The sequence below is a fragment of the Streptomyces griseocarneus genome, assembly GCF_014655595.1.
GTDB lineage: Bacteria > Actinomycetota > Actinomycetes > Streptomycetales > Streptomycetaceae > Streptomyces > Streptomyces griseocarneus.
In genome coordinates this window covers 496,649-518,114 of the sequence record NZ_BNBL01000002.1, presented here as the reverse complement: position 1 = coordinate 518,114, position 21,466 = coordinate 496,649, and the positions used below count along the sequence as shown (strand labels likewise).

The following is a 21,466-nucleotide window of genomic DNA, read 5'->3' as shown; positions in this document are numbered from 1 at the left end:
ACGCCATTCGAGTGAGGCACCATGAGCCAGGTGAGGCGAGGAATCATGCAGGCCCTGGCGTGGGCGCTGGCGACCGCGGCCGCCATGGCGGTGTCCTGGTACGGGGTGCGGACCGTGCTGGCGGGCACGGCCTACGAGCCGCCGCGCGCGCTGCCGATCTCCGGTGGCGCGGCGCCGGAGATCGGCGGGCCGGCCTCCTCGGCCCGTGCCCCGCAACCGCCGTCGCCGCCTCCGTCCGCGTCCCCGTCATCGGGCACCGCGGCGCCGTCCGCGCGGCGCGTGACGCCCACGCCCACGCCGGGGGGCGAGGCCGGGGCGGCGCCCCGCCCCGGCGACGGACCGTCGCCGGGTGCCGGGGAGGTGAAGAGCTATCCGGTCCGGGGCGGGCGGGTGGTCTTCGATCTCGGCGAGAGCTCGGCCACGCTGGTCTCGGCGACCCCGGACGAGGGCTGGCGGATGCGGGTGTGGAAGCAGAGCGCCTGGATCCGGGTGGACTTCGTGGCCGGCCCGCAGACCACCTCGGTTTTCGTCACCTGGAACGGCCATCCGCCGCAGGTCCAGACGGTGGAGGGCTGACGCCCCGCGCGTGCCGTGGGCCGGGGCACGCGCGGGGTCGCCGAGCGTTGTGCGCCGGCCGTTATTCCTCGGCGGTGGCCGGCGCGAGGGCGGCGTCGCGGACGTCCGGGTGCGGGTGGCGGCGCAGCGCGCGCAGCCGCTCGCGCCAGTGCTCCGCCCAGTCGGTGCGGCGGCCGCCGGCGACCGTGAGGCTCACGGCGAACAGCCCGGCGGTGTGGCCGCCTTCCTCGGACAGGACCCGTGCGGCGTGGGCGAACGCGTCGTCGGCGCCGCTGCGCTCGGTCCGCAGCCGCGCGTCGAGCGCTCCGGCGGTACGGACCGCGAGCACGGGCCTGCCCTCGTGGCGGCGGGCCAGGCGCGTCAGCTCCGCCGCCAGCCCGTCCGGGGCGGCGTCCAGGGCGAGGACCCGGGTCGCCAGCTCCACCGCGTCGGCGACGAAGCCGGATGAGGAACCGAGGAGTTCGACGACGTCGTGGGCCACGGGCAGGACGGCACGGTGGCTCCACCGGCCGCTCGCGACCAGGTCGGCGACGACGCACCGGACGCGCCGGCGGGCGGGGCGGTCGCGGTCGGCCTCCGCGTCGGGCGTCCCGCCGCCCTCGTCGGCGGCGATCAGCGCGGCGAGGGCGCGGTTCAGGGGGGCCGCGTCCGGGGTGCCGGACGGGCCGCCCGTGGTGACGACGCGGCACAGCGCGGCGGCCGCGGCCCGCCAGCCGGTGCGGTTGTCCAGGTCGGTGACGACGTCCACAAGGGTGTCGGCCGCCTCGGGCACCCAGCGCGACCACTGCGGGAGCACGCCGTACGCGGCCGCGGCGACCTCGGGGTCGTCGGTGCGGCACAGGGCGTGGATCAACTCGGCGTAGCGCGTGCGGTGCTGCTCCGGCAGCTGGTAGGGCGAGGTCCCGAGCACGGCCTGCCGCAGCTCGCGCCGCCCGGTCACGGCGTCCTCCAGCAGCGTCCAGGCCTCCGCGTGGTCGAGCAATCCTGTGGTGGCGGCCACGCAGGCGGCCCGGACGTCGTGGTGCTGCCCCGGGTGCGTGCAGGCCTCGGCGAGCAGGGCGGCCGCCTCGCGTACCGGCAGCGCGGAGGCGGCGAGGCGGGCCGCTTCCTTGCGGCTGGTCACCTTCACGCCGCTGTCGGCGAGCAGCAGGGCGCGCAGCGCCACGGCCAGGTGGGAGGGGGCGACGAACCGGCTCACGCGGGTCGCGGCGTAGACCGCCACCCTGGCCCGGTCCCCTCCGGCGTGGGCGAGCAGCGTCGGCAGGTGGTCTCCGGGGCGGTCGGCGTGCGCCAGCGCGGCGAGCGCGGCCTCGGCGAGCTGCACTTCCGTGCTGTCGGCGTGGCGTCGCAGGAGTTCGGTGCCGTGCCCGGGGATCCACACGGCCGAGCGGATCGCCGAGAGGCGCCAGTGGACGTGGAGCGAGGTGTCGTCCGCGGCGCGGGCCAGCAGACGTGCCGCGGCGGCCTGCTGGCGCGGCAGCCAGCGCCGCGCGGTGGGGCCGGTGCCCGGCACCCAGTGGCGGTTCTCGGCCAGCAGGCGTCCGTACGGAGGGGTGTCGCCCAGCACGGCGTCCAGCAGGTCCGTGCGGCGGCTCGTGATCGTCTGGGCGACGAGGGGGTGCGTGGCGAACGAGGGGTCCAGGTCGAGGAGTCGGGGCAGGCGGTCGTCACGGGTGGTGACGTCGTCCAGCCACAGCCACACGGCCTGGGTCGTCGTCATCTCGTCGCCGTCCCGGATGGCCCGCCACAGGATGTCCTGCAGCTCGGGCAGGGCGTGGGCGCGGCGGCCGAGCCTGCGGGCGAGGTCGAGCGCGGGGGCGTAGTCGGCCTTGGACACGGCCGCTTCGACGGAGGGGAGCAGCGCGTCGACGATCTCGCGCTCCTGCCCGCGCCGCAGCCCCTCGAAGCGCGGCCGGCTGGAGGCGAAGAGCCGGATGAGCGTGCGCAGCGCCCAGGCCGTCAGTTCCTTCGCTCCGGTGCCGGCGTGTTCGCGCAGGAGTGCCTCGGCCAGCTTGCCCAGGGCGGAGATGCCGTTCCAGGACAGGTCGCGGGCCTCGAGCGCGTCCGTCGCGATGCGCTCGAGGTGGGGTGCGGCCGCGTCGGTGAACAGTGCCGGGTGGATGCGGGCGAGTGTGGCGAGCGCCGGGGAGCGCACCGGGTCCTGTTCGTTGCGCAGCCGGCCCAGGTCTTCGGCGAGGAGCTCGGTGAGGACGGCCGGCTCGCGCGTGCGCGCGGCGTTGCGCAGCAGCAGCGGGTACGCGTACGCCCGGTCCTCGGCCTGGGAACGGCGGGTCGCGGCGAGCAGTTCCGGCCGTGCCTCGGCCACCGGCAGGAAGGAGACGGCGGCGAGGACGCGTTGCCAGGAGCCCCCGTACGTGCGGGCCTGCTCGGCCATGCGGCGTGCCTCGGCCTCGCGCCGCGCGCGGGGCAGCACCTCGAGGAGGTCGTCGGACAGTGCGGAGTGGCCGGTGGAGCGGCCGGTCATGGCGGCGTCGTAGCAGGCGGCGCGGCGGGAGGGGGCCATCGTGCGCAGCAGGCGCGTCAGCTGTCGCTCGTCGGGGGCCAGGGCGCGGGCCAGGTCGGCGAGTTCGGGCGGGTCGAGGCGCACGAGGGTGCGCAGCAGGGAGGTGCCGAGTTGCTGAAGGTGTGCCGTGCCGCGTTCGGGCGCGAGCAGCAGCCGGATGGTGCGGCCCGGGTCCGCGGCCGCGAGCATGCCGATCCGGTGCTGGATCCGCCAGGGCAGTTCCTCGTGGCACAGCCGCTCCAGCAGGTCGAGCACCCGCAGGGGTTCGGCGTGGGCCGCGGCCACCACGCTCGCCTCGTTCGCCTGCCACCAGGCGCGCCGTGCGGTCTCCGGGACCGCGGTGAGCTGGCGTTCGGCCTCCTCGAGGACGGCGGCGGCGTGGCGGCGGGCGAGGCCCGTCCAGCCGGTGACGGCGTGGAAGAGGCCGGGGAGCAGCTCCGCGACGGTGCTGCGGCCGCAGCCGGGCAGCAGCCTGACGGCCTCCGCGTCGCCCCAGCGTGCGCGGACGGGCCTGATGAGGGCGTCGGCGAGGCCGGTGCGCCGGCCGGTGACGACGGCGCGCGTGAGCTCGCGCCGTACGACGGCCGGGGCGTCGTCCATCGCGGCCGTCACGACGGCGTCGGATATGTGTCCCCGCCGGACGGCGGAGACGGCGTGGTGCCGGACGAGGGGGTCGGGGTCGGTCAGGCGGGTCTCCAGCCAGGCGATGTCGTGGCCGGCCTCGGCGGCCAGCGCCGCGAGCCCCCGCCCGTACGCCCCGCGCCCGGCCAGCTCGTCCACGACCGCGCGGAGCTCCCCGCTGCCGCGCAGTTCCCTGGCGCGGACGGCCGTGTGGGTCAGGCGTCGGGAAATCGGCAGCGGTTCGACGGCGGCGAGCAGCTCGTCGACGAGCGCGACCGCGGGCTTCTGGATCATGCGGGGGATTGTCGCCGACGCTTTCGCCTTCTGCCCAATTCTTATCGAATTCCTATCGAACGAGCGCTCCTGCCTATCATTCGCGCATGCAATTCAGACGATCCATAACCATCCTGCTCGGCGCCGGGGCGCTGGTCCTCACCAGCGCGTGCTCGTCGTCCTCGACGGACGCGGGCGGTTCGCCGGCGAAGGAGGCGAAGGCGGCCTCGCCGTCCGCCGGGGCGCGGGGCGGCACCGGTTCGGGCGAGTTGCAGGCCCGCTGGTGGCGCTGGACGGAGGCTGCCCCGGAGAACGCCAACCCCATCGACGACGAGGACGGTCACCTGTGCGGTGACAACCAGGCGTCCGACGTCTGGTTCCTGGCGGGCACTCACGGCGGGGCCGCCCGGCGCACCTGCCGGATGCCCTCCGGGATCCCCGTGGCGTTCCCGCTGGTGAACCGCATCACGTCGCCGAAGAGCGCCTGCGATGCGTTCCTGGCCGGCGCGAAGGGCAGCGCCACCCTCGACGGCAAGCCCGTCACGTCCCAGCGCCTCGACGCCGCGCCGGTGGAGGGCTGGGGCTCCGGTGCCATGGCGTGCGGCCTGTGGGTGCGGCTGGACCCCCTGTCCCCGGGGTCGCACACGCTGAGCTTCCAGGGCTCCTCCGGCGATTTCTCCACGTCCGTGGACTACCGCCTGGACGCCGGCACCCGCTGAGGGCCGCCTCGCCCGGGTGCGGTGGACCGTGCCCGGCGGCCGGGGCCGGTCCGGCCGTCAGGCCTGCGGCATCTCCCAGAGTTTGGCGAGGGTCAGGACGTCGCCGCCGATGCCCCAGCCGCCGTCGGTGACCTCCTCGATCAGCACCATGGTGGTGGCGCGGGCCCGTTCGCCGTAGAGCTCGGCGTACAGATCGGTGGTGCGAGCGACGATCTGCTGCTTCTGCTCCTCGCTGAGGGTGTACGCGGGGACCTTGAAGTTCGCGAACGGCATGCTCGTTCTCCTTGTGCGACGGTGAGTGGGCGACTGCCCGCCGTGAAGCCGTCGGGCAAGGGCGGCAGGGCGGCGTCGCCGTGCCCCGCCCACGATCGTCCGGCGCTCCGCCTCCAGCCAGGGCTGTGTCCACCCAGGGGATGCCACCCCCTGGATCGGCCCTCGCCGCCGGGTGACGATGGGGGGCGTGAACCTTCCCGAACTCGCCGCGTTCCTCAAATCCCGGCGCGCCCGCATCCGGCCGGCCGACGTCGGGCTGCCCACCGGCCCCCGGCGCCGGGTGCCCGGCCTGCGGCGCGAGGAGGTCGCGCAGCTGGCCGCCCTGTCGGCGGACTACTACACCGAGCTGGAACGCGGACGCGGCTCGCAGCCCTCGGAGCACGCCCTGACCGCCCTCGCCCGGGCGCTGCGCCTGGGCGGCGACGAACGCGACCACCTGTTCCACCTCGCCGGCCGCCCCCTGCCCCCGGCGGCGCACGGCCCGGCGGCGCACGTCCAGCCGGCCCTGCTCGGCCTGCTGGACCGGCTCACCACCACCCCCGCCCAGGTCATCACCGACCTGCACGAGACCCTCGTCCAGAACGACCTGGCCGCGGCCCTGGTCGGCCGGCATCCGACGGTACGCGGCCCTGCGGCGAGCTTCGTCTACCGCTGGTTCACCGACCCGGCCGCCCGCGCCCTCTACCCGGGCGACGAGCACCCGCACCACTCCCGGGTCTTCGTCGCCGACCTCCGGGCGGTCGCCGCCCGGCGCGGCTGCGACAGCGAGGTGACCGCCCTGGTGACCGCGCTGCGGCGGCGCAGCGCGGAGTTCACCGCCCTGTGGGAGACCCGCGACGTCGGCCTGCGCCGCGTCGACCGCAAGCGCATCGTCCATCCCTCGCTGGGCGTCATCGAGCTGGACTGCCACAGCCTGTTCAGCGAGGACGGGCACCAGCGCCTGCTGTGGTTCACCGCCCCGCCCGGCACCCGGGCGGCCGCCCAGCTGGAGCTGCTCTCCGTCATCGGCACCCAGGACATGTCGGCGGCCGAGAGCGCCCTCCGCGAGGAGGCGGAGGCACCGTCGTCCCGGAGCGAGGCGCCGGCCAGGAGGGGGCAGGCGTAGTCCACGGCCGCGGGTGTGCCCGGTCTCCGGCTCGTTAAGGCCACGCCGTCGGCTTCCACCGGGCCGCGCGCCTCGGGGCGTACGCCCCCTGCCGGTGCACCGGGCAGCGCCGTGTTCGCCTCAGGGGCCACTGGGGGCGTCCCCGGACGCCTCTTCGGCCCCAGAGACAATAAAAAGAGGATTTAACCTACTTATCGCCTGTCACCTGACTCCTCATCACCTGACCGAATTCAGGCGATGATGCCCTTGTGTCATCGGCGGCCATGCGTGAACGTTGACTCCGGCACCCCTCACCGCGGCGCGACCGCTCCACCGGCGGCCGCCGCTCCTCCCTGCTCGTCCGACGGGCCACGGCCCGCCCGAGGAAGCCGGAAAAGACACTGATGCGTCGAGCTCCCGATGTCCGTCCGCCCCACCTCTCCCCCAGCGCCTCCTCCGGCCCCGCACCGGGCCGGGAGGCCCTCACCGTCGCCCTCTCGGGGGCCGAGTTCGGCTGGGGCAGCTCGGGAAAGCTGAGCGCGGTGCTGTCCGCGCTGCGCGAGAGGTCACCGGTGCCGCTGCGGTTCGTCGGGCTCGCCTCCGGCATCGGCCGCCTCCTGCTGAGCCAGCACCCCGTCGAACGCTGGTACGACCTGCCGGAGTCCGGACCGGCCGTCCAGGACATGCTCGAGGAGCTCGTACGGACCGAAGGGGTCAAGGCGGCCGTGGTCGTGCTGGACGGGCCGGTCGCGGGGGCCCTGGAGGCCGCCGGCGTGCCGACCGTGTTCGTCGACAGCCTGCCGTTCCTGTGGACCGAGGGCGACCGCTCCGCGCTGCCGCTCGACGCGACGGTCTACTGCGCCCAGCGCTCCGTCGAACTCCCGCCCGAGTGCCAGGAGATCCTGGCGTCCATTCCCCGGCTGCGCTGGGTCGAGGCGATCGTCGGCACGCCCCCCGTGCCCCGCGCGGGCGGAGGCGCCGGACGGCCCTGCCGCAAGGTCGTCGTCAGCCTCGGCGGCCTGCGCGCGCCGAAGCTCGCCGACTGGACGAGCTACCCGCGCCTGGTCGTCCCCGCCGTCCTCGAGGCGCTCGCCGCCCACGGCGTGCGCGAGGTCCGGCTGGCGGGCAATCTCCCGGCCGGGCTGCTCGCCGAGTTCGTCGGCCGCGCCCCCCTTCCCCTGCGGGTGACGGCCGGGGCGCTCCCCCACGGCGCGTTCCTCGCCGAACTGGCCGGCTGCGACGCGCTCCTCGCCTCCCCGGGGCTCACCACGCTGCTGGAGGCCGGCAGCCTGGGCGTGCCCACGCTCTGCCTGCCCCCGCAGAACCTCAGCCAGATCTTCAACGGCCGGTTCCACAGCCGCGCGGTCGACGCCGACGTCCGGGTCACCTGGCCCGAGGACGTCCTGCGCGAGGACGAGGCCCTGGCGCTGCGCGCGAAGGGCGAGGACCACGCGCTGGAACTGATCTACGAAGCGATCGGCCAGGCGGCCGCGCGCACGGACGCCGACCGCGTGGTGGCGGCGCTGAGCGACCGCATCCTGGCCGCCCTGCGGCGCACCGCCGCGGCCGCCGACTGGGGGGCGCTCGCCACGGCCGTCGGCACCGGGGGCGCGGCTCAGGTGGCCGACGCCGTGCTGACGGCGGCGGGACAGTCGCCGCCGGACGCCTGAACCCGGGCCCTCGCCCCCCGCCCCCGCCTCCCGACCTCGCCACCGAAAGGCCTCGTCCCGATGCGTGAGCGTCAGCGCTATCTCTTCATCAGGATCCTGGAAGCCTGCAACGCCGACTGCTTCATGTGCGAGTTCGCGCTCTCCCGCGACGCCTACCGCTTCTCCCCCGCCGACTTCGACGACCTGCTGCCCAAGGCCCTCGCCGCCGGAGTGGGGTACGTACGCTTCACCGGCGGCGAGCCCCTGATGCACCAGGACGTCGTGGAACTGGTGCGCGCGGGCACGGCGGCCGGCATGCGGATGTCGCTCATCACCAACGGGATGATGCTGCCCAGGATGGCCGGCCGGCTCGCGGCGGCGGGCCTGGCGCAGGTGATCGTCAGCCTGGACGGCGGCTCGGGCGCGACCCACGACGTCTACCGCCGCTCCCCCGGCATGTTCGACAACGGTCTGCGCGGGCTGCGCGCCGCCGCCGAGCTCGGCGTGCTGACGCGGGTCAACACGGTCGTCGGGCCGCACAACTACACCGAGATGCCCCTGCTGCAGCAAGTCCTCACCGAGGCGGGCGTACGACAGTGGGAGCTGTCCGCGCTGAAGCTGGAACGCGCCATCACCTACCCCGACCCCGCCCACGTCCGCGAGGTGTGCGACCCGGTCTACGAGGCCGACCCGCGCTCGCTGCTGGTTCCGCTGGGCAAACGGTTCTACGGGGACACCGCGGAGGAGCAACAGCGGTACTTCACCCGGTCCCTGACCCCGCGCGCCTCCCTGCCGCTGTGCCACGTGGTGGACGACGTCATCTACGTCGACGGACGGTTCGGGCGGATGTACGCCTGCAGTTGCCTGCCGCACCGCGAGGACGGCGACGGCCCGGCCGGCGGCGCCCCCTTCCGGGAGAACGGCACGGTCCTGCTGGACACGCCCGTCTTCCGGGCGCACGCCGACTTCTTCCGCGAGAACGGCCCCGGCCTGTGCGGGGGCTGCTCCACGACGGCCGCCGGCTACAGCGACGACGTCGCCCGGCTCGGGTCGGTGCCGCCGTGGCGGTACTGAACCCCGGCGGGGGGAACGCGTCCACACGCCACCAGAGTTCACCACCGGGACCCGCCGCCGTGCCGCGCCACCGTGTGCTGCTGGTGTCGCGGGAGGAGGAACTCGACTCGGTGCTGGCGTGCCGGCGCGTCGCCGCGCACCTCGGCGGGCTCGCCACGACGACGGACGCCGACGGCGGCATTCCGCCGGACGCGGCGCTGGTCTGCGACGACCGGGCGGCCGCCCGCCGCCTGCTGGAGCTCGGCGTACCGGTGGTCCTCCTGCGCTCGGGCCATCCCGGGACGACCGCACCGTCTTCGCCGGCCGGGGCGCTGTCGCGGCTGCACCGGCCGGGGTGGCTGCCCGGTCCCTGGCCGCCCTCGGGGGGCGCCCGGCCCACGGGGAGCCTGGCTCCGGCCCGTACCGCCCGGGACCGGGTGCGGGCGGGGGCGATGCTCCTGCTGTCCCTCTGGGGCGTTCCGGACGGCGAGGCCGAGGCGTTCGCGGACGGGCCGCTGCGGGCGCTGGTCCGGACGGCGGCGGACGCCGGCGGGCGGTGCGAGGTGGTCTGCGACACCCGGCTGGGCCTGCTCCGTTCCGCGCTCGAGGGGACCGGGCGGGTGCGGGTGCGCCGCGCCGCCGAGGTGGACGTCGACGCGCTGCACGCCGCCGCCGGGGCCTTCGTGGCCTCGCCGACGCTGGGGGCGCTGGTGCTCGCGCACGCCCGGCGGGCGCCCCTGACCCTGCTGCCCCCGCTGGGGGACGCGCAGCGGGACCTGGCCGGGCGCGTGGCCCGCACGGTCCCCGTCCCCGTGGCCGACGACCCCGACGACCCCGCCCCGTGGGCGCCTTCCGCCGACGCGGTGCCGTGGAGCGCGCTCGATCCGGCCCTGGACGACCTGCGGGGAGCCCAGCGCGTGGCCCGCGACCTTCGCCAGCTCACCCTCGCACCCCCGTGAACACCGCTCAGTGAACACCGCTCCGCGGCGACGCGGGCGCCGCACCTGACGAATCACCGACCGCCCGTCGACACTGGAGCCGCCATGTCCGGCACGCCCGGCGAGCACGACGCGACAGCAGACCCCGGATTCCGGCCCCGCATCCCCGCCGCCGAGTGGGACGACTGGCGCTGGCACATGCGCAAGCGCATCAACACCACCGAGAAGGCGCGGCGGTGGCTGCGCCTGACGCCCGACGAGGAGAAGGCCATCGCCGACTCGGCGGGCACGTACCGCTGGAGCATCACCCCGTACTACGCGTCCCTGATGGACCCCGACGACCCCGCCTGCCCGGTCCGCCTGCAGGCCGTGCCCGCGCCGGGCGAGCTGGAGCGCTTCCCCGGCACGGACGTCGACCCGGTCGGTGACACGTACTACCGCAGGACCAACCGGGTGGTGCACAAGTACCCGGACCGGGTGATCCTGCTGGTCACCGAGGCGTGCCCGGTCTACTGCCGGCACTGCACCCGCAAGTTCCACACCACCGACCTCACCGGCACCTACTTCCGTGACGACGAGGGCGGCTCGTTCGACGAGGACCTGCGCTACATCGCCGACCACCCCGAGATCCGCGACGTGCTGCTGACGGGCGGCGACCCGCTGTCGTACCCGGACGGCAAGCTCGAGGAGATCGTCTCGGGGCTGCGGGCGATCCCCAGCGTGGAGATCATCCGCATCGGCAGCCGGTTCCCGGTGCTGCTGCCGCAGCGCATCACCGACGACCTGTGCGCGATGCTCGGCCGTCACCATCCGGTGTGGCTCAACACCCACTTCAACCACCCCAAGGAGATCACCGAGGAGTCGGCCGCCGCCGTCGACCGGCTGCTGCGCCACGGCGTTCCGGTGGGCAACCAGACCGTCCTGCTGCGCGGGATCAACGACGACGTCGCCACGATGCGCACGCTCATGACGGAGCTGCTGCGCATCCGCGTGCGCCCGTACTACCTCTACCACTGCGACAACGTCACCGGTGTCGCCCACTTCATGACCTCCGTGGAGAAGGGCTGGGAGATCATGGAGGGCCTGCAGGGCCACATCACCGGGTTCGGCGTGCCGCAGTACGTCCTGACCACCAGGATCGGCAAGGTCCCCCTCGCCCGGCCGTACTTCACCCGCACCCCCGACGGACTGAGCCTGCGCAATCACCGGGGCGAGGAGATGGCCGTCGACACCGCCGCGTACCCGATCACGGAGCGTGATGCGCGATGAGCCTCGACAAGCGACTCGGACAGCGTTTCCTGCCCTACGGGGCCAACTACCTCGACTGGTCGGACATGCGGGAGCTGCGCGAGGCGATCGAGCAGGGCGTGCTGTTCCGCTACCAGACAGAGGGCGAGAGCGTCGCCTCCCGCCTGGAGCGCCGCGTCGCCGAACGCCTGGGCGCACGGCACGTCCTGGCCGTGCACAACGGCACCGAGGCCCTGCGGCTGGCCCTGATCTCCACCCGCCCCCGCACCGGCGACCTCGTGCACATGCCGGCGGTCACGTTCGTGGCCGTCGCGGGCGCGGTGCTCTCCAGCGGGCTGATCCCCGTGCTCGTCGACGTCGACGACTCCCTGTCCCTGGACACGACCCTGCTGCCCGAGGGCACCGAGCGGGTGATCGTCGCCCACATGGAGGGCACGGTGGCCCCGCTGCCGCACGGGGTGCCGTACGTCGTCGAGGACTGCGCCCAAGCGCTCGGCGCGGTCTTCCCCGACGGCCGGCACGCCGGAACCGCCGGTTACGCGGGCACGTTCAGCTTCCACCACAACAAGGTGCTCACCTCCGGCGAGGGCGGGCTGGTCGCGACGGGCGACCCCGCCGCGTGGGCGACCATGCGCTGCTACCACGACCACGGCTCGGCCCGGGTGCCCGGCCGCTACCCGACGTGGAACCCCGACGCCCACTACGGCGAGAACTTCGTCACCAGCGAGGGCGTGGCCGCCATCCAGTTCCAGCAGTTCCGTCACCTCGACGAGGTGCTCGCCGGGCTCGAGCGCCACTACGCCATCGCCACGGACGCCCTGCCGGACCGCACGGACCTGCGCGTCCTGCCCCGGGCCACGGGCGATGTGAAGACCAGCCTGCGGTTCCGCTGGGAGAGCAGGGAGTTGCGCGACGCGGCCGTGGCCTCGCTCACCGGGCGCGGCATCGCCAGCTGGACGCTCGACAAGTACCTGCTGCCCGAGCACCCGGTGTTCACCGGCCGGCGGTCCCTCTACGCCGACGGCTTCCCCTGGAGCCTGGCCCCGGACCACCCTCTGCTGCTCAGCCGCGACGGCTTCGCCCGCACCCGCGACCTGCTGGACCGCACCCTGTGCGTGCCGCTGTCGCCGGAACTCTGCGAGCAGGACCACGTCCTCGCCGTCAAGGCCCTGCGCCAGGCCCTGGAGGCGGTGTGAGCGGGGACGGGCCGGTGCTGCTGATGGCGGACGACCGCGCCTGCACCTTCACCCGGTACGCCGCCCGGGCGCTGGCCGGGCGGCTGGTGCTCCTGCGCTTCGCGGAGGTCCGCCGCGACCTGTCGGACGACTACCTGCGCGAGACCGCGCACCTGCCGGCGTTCTGGGTGCGCGAAGGGGTGCCGCTGGAGGAGGAGGTCCGGCGCTACGAGGCGTGGGCCGGCAGTCTGCCCGTACGTCCCTCGCGCTTCTGCAACCCCTCGGAGCCCCGGCAGGCCGTCGCCCAGCGGTTCGCGGCGCTGGCGGGCCTGCCGCATCTGACGGAACGGCAGGTGGCGTGGGTGCGGGACAAGGCCGCCATGAAGGACCGGTTCCGGGAGCTGGGGCTGCGCACGGCGCGGTACGCGCGCGTGGCGCGCGCGGCCGACGCCGAGCGGTTCGCGACGGTGTGCGGCTGGCCGCTGGTGCTCAAGCCCACCGACTCCTTCGCCTGCGTGGACACCTTCCGGCTGACCGGGCCGTCCTCGCTCGCCGGCATCGACTTCGGCGCGCGGCAGTGGATGGTGGAGGAGCATCTCGGCGGCACCGAGTGGGAGGTGTGCGGCCTCGTCCACGACGGGGAGGTCCTGGACGCCTGGCCGAGCGCGATGCCGTGCCGCCCGCTGGACATCGTCGACGGTGCGATGAACGCCAACATCAGCGTCGCCACCGGCGAGGGCCCGCCGGTGGACCTGCGGGCCCTGCTGCAGCGCATCGCCACCGGCATGCACCTCGACCACGGCTACGTCCACATGGAGTTCTTCGCCGTCGACGGGGAGGTCTACGCCGGCGAGATCGGCGTGCGGCTGGCGGGCTGCGAGATCACCGCCAACCACGGCCACGCCTACGGCTTCGACGTCTTCGGCGCCACGCTGGACGTCTACCTCGGCCGGCGCCCCGCGCTGCGCTACGGCGAGCGGCGCTGCGCGGGCGACCTGCTGCTGCCCCTGCCGGGCTCGGGCGTCGTGCGGGCCGTCACTCCCCGGGAGGAGTTGTTGCGCATCCCCGGGGTGGTCGACGCCGTTCTCAGGGTGGCCGTCGGCGACGCGGTGGCGGCACGCCGCGCCTCGCACAACGCGTCGGGGTACGTCCATGTGACAGGCACATCGATCGGCGAGGTGGAGCAGCGCATGCGGGAGGTCCTGGACGTGTTCGCGATCGACGTCGTCCCCGCCGCGCGGACCCGGGAGGCCCCCGCCGCGCACCCCTGATCCCGGCCGGGCCCCGGCCCGTACGCGCCCGCACCGCCCGGCAGCACCGCACGGCCACCGAACGGAGAGCGAGACAGTGACGAACGGCTTGCCCCGCCGATTCCTCGACCTGCTGACGCGCCGCCACGTCGCGGGACCGGCCTGGTGGAGCGTGGTCTCCCGGATGCCCGTGTACCTGATGTCGCTGGCCATGGTGCTGGTGGTCCGGGAGCAGGGCGGCAGTTACGCGCAGGCCGGCATGGTGGCCGCCCTGTACACGGTGGGGATGGCGGCGGGCAGCCCGCTCGTCGCCCGGTACGTCGACCGCAGGGGGCGGCGCCCGGTGCTCGTCGCCACCGGCCTGGTCTATCCGTCCGCGCTCGCCGTGCTGGTGTGGGCCACCCGGCCGGGCGACTGGGCGCAGCCGCTCACGGCGGTCGTCGCCGGGGTGGCCCTGCCGCCCGCCAACGCCTGCATGCGCTCGCTGTGGGCGCGTCTGCCGCTGGGGGACGAGGAGCGGGAGATCGCCTATCTGTGGGAGGCGCTGCTGACGGAGGTGCTGGTGATCGGCGCGCCGCTGATGCTGGCGGCCCTGATGCTCCTGGGGTCCGCCGGGCTCGCGCTGACCACGGTGGCGACGGTCGGGGGCGTGGGCGCGCTGGGGCTCGCCCTGACCCCTCTCCCCGCGGGGACGGAGAGCGGGAAGGCCCGTCCGGACGGCGGTGCGCACAGCCTGCTGGGGCCGCTCAGGGAGCCGGCGCTGCTGGCGCTCACGGGCGTCATGGCCGTGTGCGCGGTGCCCATCGGGCTGATGACGCTGGCGATTCCGGCCTTCGTCGACGCGCACGGGTCGCCGGGCAGCACGGGCGTGGTGTACGCGTGCTGGGGCGTCGGCAGCGCGGTCGGCGCGCTGTGGCTGGGGCGTTCGCAGTCGGAGGTGGCGGTGCACCGGCGCTTCCCGCGCCTGGTGCTCGCGTACGCCGTCGGCACGGCCCTGCCGCTGCTGGCCGTCTCGGAGCTGACGCTGGGGGTGGCCCTGGCGGTGGGCAGCGCTCCCATCGCCCTGGTGTCGGCCTGCGAGATGACGCTGGTCAGCACGGTCGCGGACAGCAGGCTGCTGACGGAGGCGTTCACCTGGGCGTCGTTGGCGACGGTCGTGGGGGACGCCGTGGGCCAGCAGGCCGGCGGGCTGCTGGTGGAACCGGCCGGGCCGCACGGCGTGTTCGCGGTGGCATCGGGCGTGGCTCTGGCGGGGGCGGCCCTGGCGTTCGCCTGCCGGGGACTGCTCGGCCGCCGTACGACCGTGCCCGCGCGGTGCGCCGCGTGAAGGCGCCGGGCCCCTGCCGGCCGCCGCCCGCCCCGCCGCCCCCTTCTTCCAGCGTCCTTTCAGCTCGTCCAGGTCAGCCGAGAAACACGAGGTAACGTCCCATGAACCCTGCCGTCAACGGCCGGCGGCCCGAGCAGCCGTCCAACGCGCCGGACAGCGGCCCCTTCCGTACGGTCGCCCTCGACCGGTTCCCCGCGGCCGTCGGGGAATTCCTGGCGGCTCCCGGCCGGGCGCCCGTGCCCGTACCGGTCGACGGCCGTACCGACCTGGCGCGCGGCGTTGCGGCGGCGAACGGCCTGTACGGCACCGTCCGCACGCCGGCGCCCCAGGACTTCGGCGTGCTGCTCGGGGCCGGCGAACTGCCCTGCGGTGTGGCGGAGCTGGCCCGTCCGCTCGCCCGCGAGTGGCTCGACGAGAAGGAGCTCGACGACGACGGCTTCCACGACCGCCACCCGGGCACGCTGGTGGTGGTCGGCGCCTACGACCGCATGAACCTCTCCCCCGTCCGGGCCCTGCTCCTGGCCACCTACCGGGGGCCCGAGCGCGCGCTGACCCTGCTGAGCGGCCGCGACGGCGCGTCCGTGGCCTGGAACGTGGCCAAGCAGTACGCCCGCCCGGACGCGGACGTCGAGGCACTGGGCCTGTTCACCGACACCGACCGGCCTCCGCACCTGCCGGGCGTGCGGGTCTTCGACGACCGCGACTTCGAGCGGGCCGACATCCAGGCGGAGATCCTCGGCACCCGCTGGCGCCGGGTCGTCTTCCAGGGCCACGGCAAGGACGACAGCGTCAACCTCGGCGAGTTCACCATCTGCGGCCTGAATCCGGCCGTCGCGGCCGTGCCCGGCCTGCTGGGCCCCCGGTGCGCCTACGGACTGCCGTGCTACAAGCCGGAGGACAAGCTCGTCCCCCTCCACCACGTCGAGGCGGTGGAGCTGGTGCTCAGCGCCTGCAACAGCGGCCCGCTCGCGGACCTCGCGCTCTACGACCCCAAGTACCAGCTGCTGCTCAACGCCCTCGACGGCCCCGCCCGCACCGTGGTCTCCGCCGTTTCCGTGCACGACTCGGACCGGCCCGAGAACGTGGCGTGGATGCGCGCCGCGCTCTCCGGCGCGGACTCGGTCGACACCCTCAACGCCAGCCTGGCGGGCTCGCACCCGTACCCGGCGTTCATGCGCTTCGGCATGCCGGGCGAGCCGGACGAAGCGCCCGCCGCCCCGGAGCCCTCCGACCACCGCCCCGACCCCCTGGTCCTCACCGCGGGCCGCCGGCTCACCGCCCTGCTCGCCTCCGACCTGCTGCCGCACAACCACGCCCTGCGCCCCCGGCTGGCCAAGCTCGCCCGCAAGGTGGACCTGTGGGTGGCCCGCCCCACCCACTCCGCCGACCGGTCGCCGGAGGAGATCCGGTCCTCGCTCGCCGCGGACCTGCAGTCGCTCGACCACGCGATCGCCGAGCAGGTCGCCGGGAACCCCGAGAACGAGATCATGAACTACCCGGCGCACTTCGGCGACCGCAGCTCCCTCGACCCGCACGTGCGGGAGGTCACCTGCCACTGCGGGCGCCCCGCCCAGGAGTTCACCCGGCGCGGTCTGCTCCCGCACGTCCTGGACACCACCTGCGCGGTCTGCATGCGCTGCGGCGACGTCACCTTCCGGGTGCCCGACGCGCCCGCACTGCTGGCGTACGCGGACGACGAGGTCGAACAGGGCGGGGTGCTCCAGGTGCGCGCCACGCTCACCGCGTCCCGGCCCGGCCCCGTACGGCTGGGCCTCTTCGTGCCGACGTACCTGCGCGAGGACACCACGGTCGAGCCGGTCACCGTCAAGGTGCGGGGCTCGCACGAGGAGCCCCGGGACGTGCTCTTCCGGGTGCGGTTCGCCGAGGCCACCGCTCCCCAGGCCTACTACTTCACGGTCTTCGCCGTGCAGGACCTCGCCGTCTCCACCGCCCGGCGCCACTTCGGCGTCGTACCGCGCCGCGCGTGAGGCGGCCCGCCGCACCCAGCTGAGCCACCATCGGCCAGCCCCGACGGACGAATGGACGGTTGTCATGGAGAACCAGACCACGCCCGCGATCGAACTCGTCGAACGCGACGGCGAGGTGACCTTGAGCATCGACGGCGAACAGGCCATGCAGGCGTGGGAACGCGACCTCATGTGGGCGAGCGCCGACATGCTGTGCGAGTACGGCCACGACTTCTACGAAGTGGGCCTGGGCCTCGGCCTGTCCGCCCTGCGCATCGCCGGCAACCCCGCCACCCGCAGTCACACCGTCCTCGAGCTCTTCGACGAGGTCGAGGACCTCTTCCGCGCCCGGCACCCGCACCTGCCCGGCAACCTCTCCATCGAGCGCGGCGACTTCTTCCGGCGGGTCTTCGAGCTGCCGTCGGAGAGCGTCGACGGCATGTTCTTCGACCCGGCCCTCGACATGGACGTCTGGACGGACAAGGACCTGTGGGCCCGGACCATGCCGGAGGTCGTCCGCGTCCTGCGCCCCGGCGGGGTGTTCATCCCGTTCTTCAGCACCAGGCCCGAGCTCCGCTGGCAGTACCTGCCGCACTTCCGCACCATCCGGGTCGAGCGCCACCCGTACGTGGCGTACGACACGACCACGTACACCCACGGGACCAGCGGCGACGCCTACATCCAGTGCTTCCGCAAGGACTGACGACGCCCGCCTTGGAGGCTTCGATGACATCCGCGCCCCGCCCCGCCGCCGACGCCGTGACCCACCCCCCGGGCATCCGCTCGGTCTTCCTCGCCGGCCCCTTCCTCCAGCTCCTGGACCCGGCCACCGGAGAGATGCCCGAGAGCGCCCGCTCCCCCTTCGACACCCTGATCAAGCACTTCGAGGCGCAGGGCCTCTCCGTCCACAACGCGCACCGCCGCGAGGCGTGGGGAGCGGACCTGATGCGCCCGGAGGTGTGCACCCGCATCGACCAGGAGGAGATCCGCAAGGCCGACGCCTTCGTCGCCCTCCCGGGCTCCCCCGCCTCTCCCGGCACCCACATCGAGATCGGCTGGGCCAGTGCCTTCGGCAAACCGATCGTCCTGCTCCTGGAGCGGGGCCGGGACTACACCTTCCTCGTCCAGGGCCTGCACACGGTGGCCACGGTCGAGTACGTCCTCCACACCGACGTCGCCGGCGCCCTGACCGCCGTCGACAAGGCCCTGCACCAGGTGGTGGCCCGCCGCCGGGAGGAAAGGGGCGAACGCTGAACGGCCGGCCGCCGCACCCGGGCACCGCGGCGGCCATCGGCCTCTGTACGGTGATCGCGACCGGGGCCGATCACGGCCCCGAGAGCGTGAGGAACACCCGGCGATGCCCCCCGTACCCACCGAGCCCCAGAGGCCCGCGGACCTGCCTCCGCCCTACGGCCCGAACGACAGCGGCGAGCCGGGAGAGCTGGGCTGTCTCCGCATGGTGATCGGCGGGCCGCTGGTCCTCCTGCACCTGCTGTCGGCGTTCCTGGTCGGCTCCGCGTACATGGTCCACCCCGACGGCATCTGGGACGACAACGCCTATACCGGCATCTCGGCGGTCTGCTTCATCGCGCTGCACGTCAGCGGCCTCGCGCTGCTCCTCACCCTCACCCGTTCCGCGCGCCGCACGCTGGGGCCGTGGTGGCTCCTGCCGCCCGTGATCCTGATCCTCCTCGCCGTGCTGCGCGTGAAGACGGTCTGACCGCCCTTGGCGGGCTGGCACCATAGAGGGATGCACGAGAAGATCATCGCCGCGTGTGACGGCGCGTCGAAGGGGAATCCCGGGCCCGCCGCCTGGGCCTGGGTCATCGGGGACGCCACGGGCGAGGTCCGCCGCTGGGAGGCCGGGCCCCTGGGCACCGCGACGAACAACGTCGCCGAACTGACCGCGCTCCAGGAGCTGCTGGAGGCCACCGACCCGGCCGTGCCCCTGGAGGTGCGGATGGACTCCCAGTACGCGATGAAGGCCGTGACGACGTGGCTGCCGGGCTGGAAGCGGAAGGGCTGGAAGACCGCTTCGGGCACCCCGGTGGCCAACCAGCCGCTCGTGATGCGGATCGACGAGCTGCTGGCCGGCCGCACGGTCGACTTCGTCTACGTTCCGGCCCACCAGGTCGACGGCGACCCCCTCAACGCCGTCGCGGACGCGGCCGCCAGCCACACCGCCCGCACGCAGCTCGCCGCCGGCACCTCGCTCGGCTCCCCGCTGCCGGAGCCGGAGGCCGGGGCCATGACCGGTGCCGGTGCCGGTGCCGGCGGTCGTGCCCGTAAGCCGTCGGGCGCCTCGGGGGCGCGGCGGCCGCAGAGCAGCGGACGGACCCGGGGCTCGCTCAAGGCGAAGTTCCCCGGCCGTTGCCGGTGCGGGAAGTCGTACGACAAGGGCGAGACGATCGCGAAGAACCCCGACGGCTGGGGCCACCTCGCCTGCGCCACGGCGACGGCGGGCTGAGGGGTCCCGCTGCCCGCGGGCTCTTCCCGCGGGCCGGCGGTGGTCCGGTCAGGTGCCCGGCGGGGGCAACAGCGTGGGGGCGTCGCCGCTGAGGATCTGCGTCGTCCGGTGCCTGATGTGCTCCGCCCATTCCGGGTGCGTCAGGACGTAGAAGCGCTCCTCGCGCATCGCCTCGATCACCCGCTCGCCGATGGTTCGCGGGCTGGTCCCGAGCTTGAACGCCTTCCGGGCGGCTTCGGTCGACCAGCCGCCCGGAAAGGGGCCCGCATCCGGGAAGCGGGCCGGGCGGTTGCGCTGGGAATGGAAGATGTTCGTGTCGACCAGGCCGGGGCACAGCACGGATACCCGCGGCTTGTGACCGCCGCCGACCAGTTCGAGATGGATCGTCTCCGACAGGGCGACGACGGCCGACTTCGTCGCGCCGTACAGCGAGCCGCCCGTCATCAGACCCGCCACCGACGCGGTGTTGACGATGTGGGCGTCCTCGTCCTGCTCGATCATCGCGGGCAGGAAGGCCTGGATTCCGTGCACGACGCCCATCAGGTTCACCCCGAGGATCCAGGCCCAGTCGTCGGGCGTGCTCTCCCAGCTCGGCTTGCTGCCGGCGTAGACGCCCGCGTTGTTGCACAGCACGTGTACCGCGCCGTATTTCCCGAGCGTGGACGCGGCGAGCGAGGTGACGTCTGCCGCTTTCGACACATCGGTCACGACGGCGTGGACGTCCGCGCCCCTGTCGCGAAGACCGGCCGTCGTGGAAAGAAGCGCGGCCTCTTCCACGTCGCTCAGCACCACGCGCATTCCCGCGTCGACGAACGCCTCGGCCATTCCACGGCCGATACCGCTCGCCGCACCGGTGATGACGGCGACTTTGTTCTCCAGGTCGCGCATGCGTTTCCTCCGCATCGAGCCGGGGCCGCTTCAAAAACAAAGATTAGGGACCCGGCGGTCGCACAGACATCCATCTGCGAGCCGATGCATTCCGGGCCCTCATTCGGCTACGGTGAAAATGGCGGAGGAAGCGGATGCGCCGGCCAGGGGCGGGCCCCGGAGGGTGGGTCTTGCGGCTCCGCGGCTGAAATACACTCTTCGGATGACCGAGAACCTGCCGCCGTGCCCCGAATGCTCCAGTGCGTACACCTATGAGATGGGCGTGCTCCTGATTTGTCCGGAATGCGGACACGAGTGGTCGCCCGCGGGCGCGGAGCCCGCCGAGGGTGCGGGCGAGGACGGAGTGATCAGGGATTCGGTCGGCAACGTCCTCGCCGACGGTGACACCGTCACGGTGGTCAAGAGCCTGAAGGTCAAGGGCCACCCGACCGGAATCAAGGCGGGCACCAAGGTGCGCAACATCCGCCTCGTGCAGGGCGTGGCCGGCCACGACATCGACTGCAAGATCGAAGGTTTCGGCGCCATGCAGCTGAAGTCCAGCGTGGTCAGGAAGGCCTGACCCACGACGCGGGCGCCTGCCCGCGGTCATCGCGGTCACCGCGGGCCCGGGTGCGCGGAGCGCCGGCGGAACGCACTCTGGTGCCATGGCCGCGCCCGTGTCCGTACACAGGCTCGACGCCGGGGGCGGACGTCATGTGGTCGTCCGCCGGCAGGGCGTCGAGCACGCCCTCGGCGTGGCCTACAACGACGCCGACGTCGTGGAATTCCTCCGCCGGGCCGGCCTGCCCGATGCCGAGGAGCTGCTCGACGATCCCGAGGTGGTGGAGTGGGTGGGCGGCCGGCCCCACGAGTGGACGGCCGCCTGAGCGTCCGGGTGGCGCCTTCGGGGCGCGGCACAGCCCGGCGTGATCGAAGCGATCGAAGCGATCGGACACCCGGCTGCGGGATCACCGGGCCGTCACCCGCGCGGCGGACGGGGCGGCGGGGCCTTTCGCCCATTCGGACACGGCCCGGCCCGGTCGCCCCGGCCGTCGCCCCGCCGCGCGGATAGCCTGGCGGACCATGAGCGCCCAACCCGACCGCTACACCGTCGTCCTCAGGCCCCAGCTCACCGACGAGGACAACCGCCCCCGGCACGGTGCCCCGCTGCGTTCCGCGATCGTCGAGGCCACCGGCGAGGTGGGCGTCTCCGGCTCTCCGGTCTACGAGGGGGACGGCGTGCAGGCCGAGATCGATCCCGAGACGCGCGCGGTCGAAAAGGTGACGGTCGACGGGAACGAGCTGCCGTACGGCTGGGTGGCACAGGTCATGGGCCGTGGTCACAACCATTGAGGCCGGCCCGCGCGCGTCACACGACGCAGACACCTTTATTTGTATGACGATAATGGGCACAATCAAGCCAGGCGTCATCACGCCAGGCCGCCCGGAGGTGCG

Annotated in this window: 21 protein-coding genes; 18 read left to right on the top strand and 3 right to left on the bottom strand. The window is 74.0% G+C overall.

Annotated features, from left to right (window positions below; all coding sequences use genetic code 11):
• Nucleotides 1-21 precede the first annotated feature (21 nt).
• Nucleotides 22-576 (top strand): hypothetical protein, encoded by a 555-nt coding sequence (locus tag IE295_RS08185; RefSeq protein ID WP_263454052.1) that lies wholly within the window; start codon nt 22-24, stop codon nt 574-576.
• Nucleotides 577-637: 61 nt separating this feature from the next.
• Here the strand turns inward: IE295_RS08185 and IE295_RS08180 are convergent, their stop codons facing one another.
• Nucleotides 638-4,015 (bottom strand): hypothetical protein, encoded by a 3,378-nt coding sequence (locus IE295_RS08180; protein WP_190062833.1) that lies wholly within the window; start codon nt 4,013-4,015, stop codon nt 638-640.
• A gap of 86 nt (nt 4,016-4,101) precedes the next feature.
• Here IE295_RS08180 and IE295_RS08175 point away from each other — a divergent pair, with 86 nt between their 5' ends.
• Nucleotides 4,102-4,713 carry a signal protein gene (locus IE295_RS08175; RefSeq protein WP_190062832.1) on the top strand — a complete coding sequence of 204 codons (612 nt, stop codon included), beginning with the start codon at nt 4,102-4,104 and terminating at the stop codon, nt 4,711-4,713.
• Between the two features lie 57 nt (nt 4,714-4,770).
• Here IE295_RS08175 and IE295_RS08170 read toward each other — a convergent pair whose 3' ends face one another.
• Nucleotides 4,771-4,986, bottom strand: coding sequence for a tautomerase family protein (locus tag IE295_RS08170; protein ID WP_190062831.1), 216 nt, complete (start codon nt 4,984-4,986; stop codon nt 4,771-4,773).
• 187 nt (nt 4,987-5,173) lie between these two features.
• Here IE295_RS08170 and IE295_RS08165 point away from each other — a divergent pair, with 187 nt between their 5' ends.
• The 13 genes from IE295_RS08165 to IE295_RS08105 all read left to right on the top strand — a co-directional run bounded on the left by IE295_RS08165 (nt 5,174) and on the right by IE295_RS08105 (nt 19,144).
• A complete protein-coding gene (locus IE295_RS08165; protein ID WP_190062830.1) occupies nt 5,174-6,091 on the top strand; it encodes a helix-turn-helix transcriptional regulator in 918 nt (305 codons plus the stop codon).
• Nucleotides 6,092-6,474: 383 nt separating this feature from the next.
• Nucleotides 6,475-7,740, top strand: coding sequence for a hydroxymethylcytosylglucuronate/cytosylglucuronate synthase (locus IE295_RS08160; protein WP_190062829.1), 1,266 nt, complete (start codon nt 6,475-6,477; stop codon nt 7,738-7,740).
• A gap of 60 nt (nt 7,741-7,800) precedes the next feature.
• Nucleotides 7,801-8,793, top strand: coding sequence for a cytosylglucuronate decarboxylase (gene blsE / locus IE295_RS08155; protein ID WP_190062828.1), 993 nt, complete (start codon nt 7,801-7,803; stop codon nt 8,791-8,793).
• Nucleotides 8,794-8,852: 59 nt separating this feature from the next.
• The gene (gene blsF / locus IE295_RS08150; RefSeq protein WP_224323530.1) at nt 8,853-9,731 is read left to right on the top strand and encodes a CGA synthase-related protein; all 879 of its coding nucleotides are present in this window, start codon (nt 8,853-8,855) and stop codon (nt 9,729-9,731) included.
• An 84-nt stretch (nt 9,732-9,815) separates the two neighbouring features.
• Nucleotides 9,816-10,979 carry an arginine 2,3-aminomutase gene (blsG, locus tag IE295_RS08145; protein ID WP_190062827.1) on the top strand — a complete coding sequence of 388 codons (1,164 nt, stop codon included), beginning with the start codon at nt 9,816-9,818 and terminating at the stop codon, nt 10,977-10,979.
• A complete protein-coding gene (locus IE295_RS08140; protein WP_190062826.1) occupies nt 10,976-12,154 on the top strand; it encodes a DegT/DnrJ/EryC1/StrS family aminotransferase in 1,179 nt (392 codons plus the stop codon). The genes blsG and IE295_RS08140 overlap by 4 nt, the downstream gene beginning before the upstream one ends.
• Nucleotides 12,151-13,404 (top strand): ATP-grasp domain-containing protein, encoded by a 1,254-nt coding sequence (locus IE295_RS08135; protein ID WP_224323529.1) that lies wholly within the window; start codon nt 12,151-12,153, stop codon nt 13,402-13,404. The genes IE295_RS08140 and IE295_RS08135 overlap by 4 nt, the downstream gene beginning before the upstream one ends.
• 76 nt (nt 13,405-13,480) lie before the next feature.
• Nucleotides 13,481-14,710 (top strand): MFS transporter, encoded by a 1,230-nt coding sequence (locus IE295_RS08130; RefSeq protein WP_190062825.1) that lies wholly within the window; start codon nt 13,481-13,483, stop codon nt 14,708-14,710.
• Between the two features lie 101 nt (nt 14,711-14,811).
• Nucleotides 14,812-16,698 carry a hypothetical protein gene (locus tag IE295_RS08125; RefSeq protein ID WP_190062824.1) on the top strand — a complete coding sequence of 629 codons (1,887 nt, stop codon included), beginning with the start codon at nt 14,812-14,814 and terminating at the stop codon, nt 16,696-16,698.
• Nucleotides 16,699-16,762: 64 nt separating this feature from the next.
• Nucleotides 16,763-17,380 (top strand): class I SAM-dependent methyltransferase, encoded by a 618-nt coding sequence (locus tag IE295_RS08120; protein ID WP_190062823.1) that lies wholly within the window; start codon nt 16,763-16,765, stop codon nt 17,378-17,380.
• Between the two features lie 23 nt (nt 17,381-17,403).
• Nucleotides 17,404-17,931, top strand: a complete 528-nt coding sequence (locus tag IE295_RS08115; protein ID WP_190062822.1) for a nucleoside 2-deoxyribosyltransferase — start codon at nt 17,404-17,406, stop codon at nt 17,929-17,931.
• A gap of 103 nt (nt 17,932-18,034) precedes the next feature.
• Entirely contained in the window at nt 18,035-18,397 is a 363-nt protein-coding gene (locus IE295_RS08110; protein ID WP_190062821.1) for a hypothetical protein, read from the top strand.
• Nucleotides 18,398-18,427: 30 nt separating this feature from the next.
• Nucleotides 18,428-19,144 (top strand): ribonuclease H family protein, encoded by a 717-nt coding sequence (locus IE295_RS08105; protein ID WP_190062820.1) that lies wholly within the window; start codon nt 18,428-18,430, stop codon nt 19,142-19,144.
• 48 nt (nt 19,145-19,192) lie between these two features.
• On the opposite strand, the gene IE295_RS08100 is transcribed toward IE295_RS08105, so the two are convergent.
• A complete protein-coding gene (locus IE295_RS08100) occupies nt 19,193-20,032 on the bottom strand; it encodes an SDR family NAD(P)-dependent oxidoreductase (protein WP_190062819.1) in 840 nt (279 codons plus the stop codon).
• Between the two features lie 202 nt (nt 20,033-20,234).
• Here IE295_RS08100 and IE295_RS08095 point away from each other — a divergent pair, with 202 nt between their 5' ends.
• The 3 genes from IE295_RS08095 (at nt 20,235) to IE295_RS08085 (ending at nt 21,364) form a co-directional block, all read left to right on the top strand.
• On the top strand, nt 20,235-20,591 hold the full coding sequence (locus IE295_RS08095; RefSeq protein WP_190062818.1) for a zinc ribbon domain-containing protein YjdM: 357 nt from the start codon (nt 20,235-20,237) through the stop codon (nt 20,589-20,591).
• Between the two features lie 85 nt (nt 20,592-20,676).
• The gene (locus IE295_RS08090) at nt 20,677-20,898 is read left to right on the top strand and encodes a hypothetical protein (protein WP_190062817.1); all 222 of its coding nucleotides are present in this window, start codon (nt 20,677-20,679) and stop codon (nt 20,896-20,898) included.
• A gap of 196 nt (nt 20,899-21,094) precedes the next feature.
• On the top strand, nt 21,095-21,364 hold the full coding sequence (locus tag IE295_RS08085; protein WP_190062816.1) for a DUF6296 family protein: 270 nt from the start codon (nt 21,095-21,097) through the stop codon (nt 21,362-21,364).
• Nucleotides 21,365-21,466 lie beyond the last annotated feature (102 nt).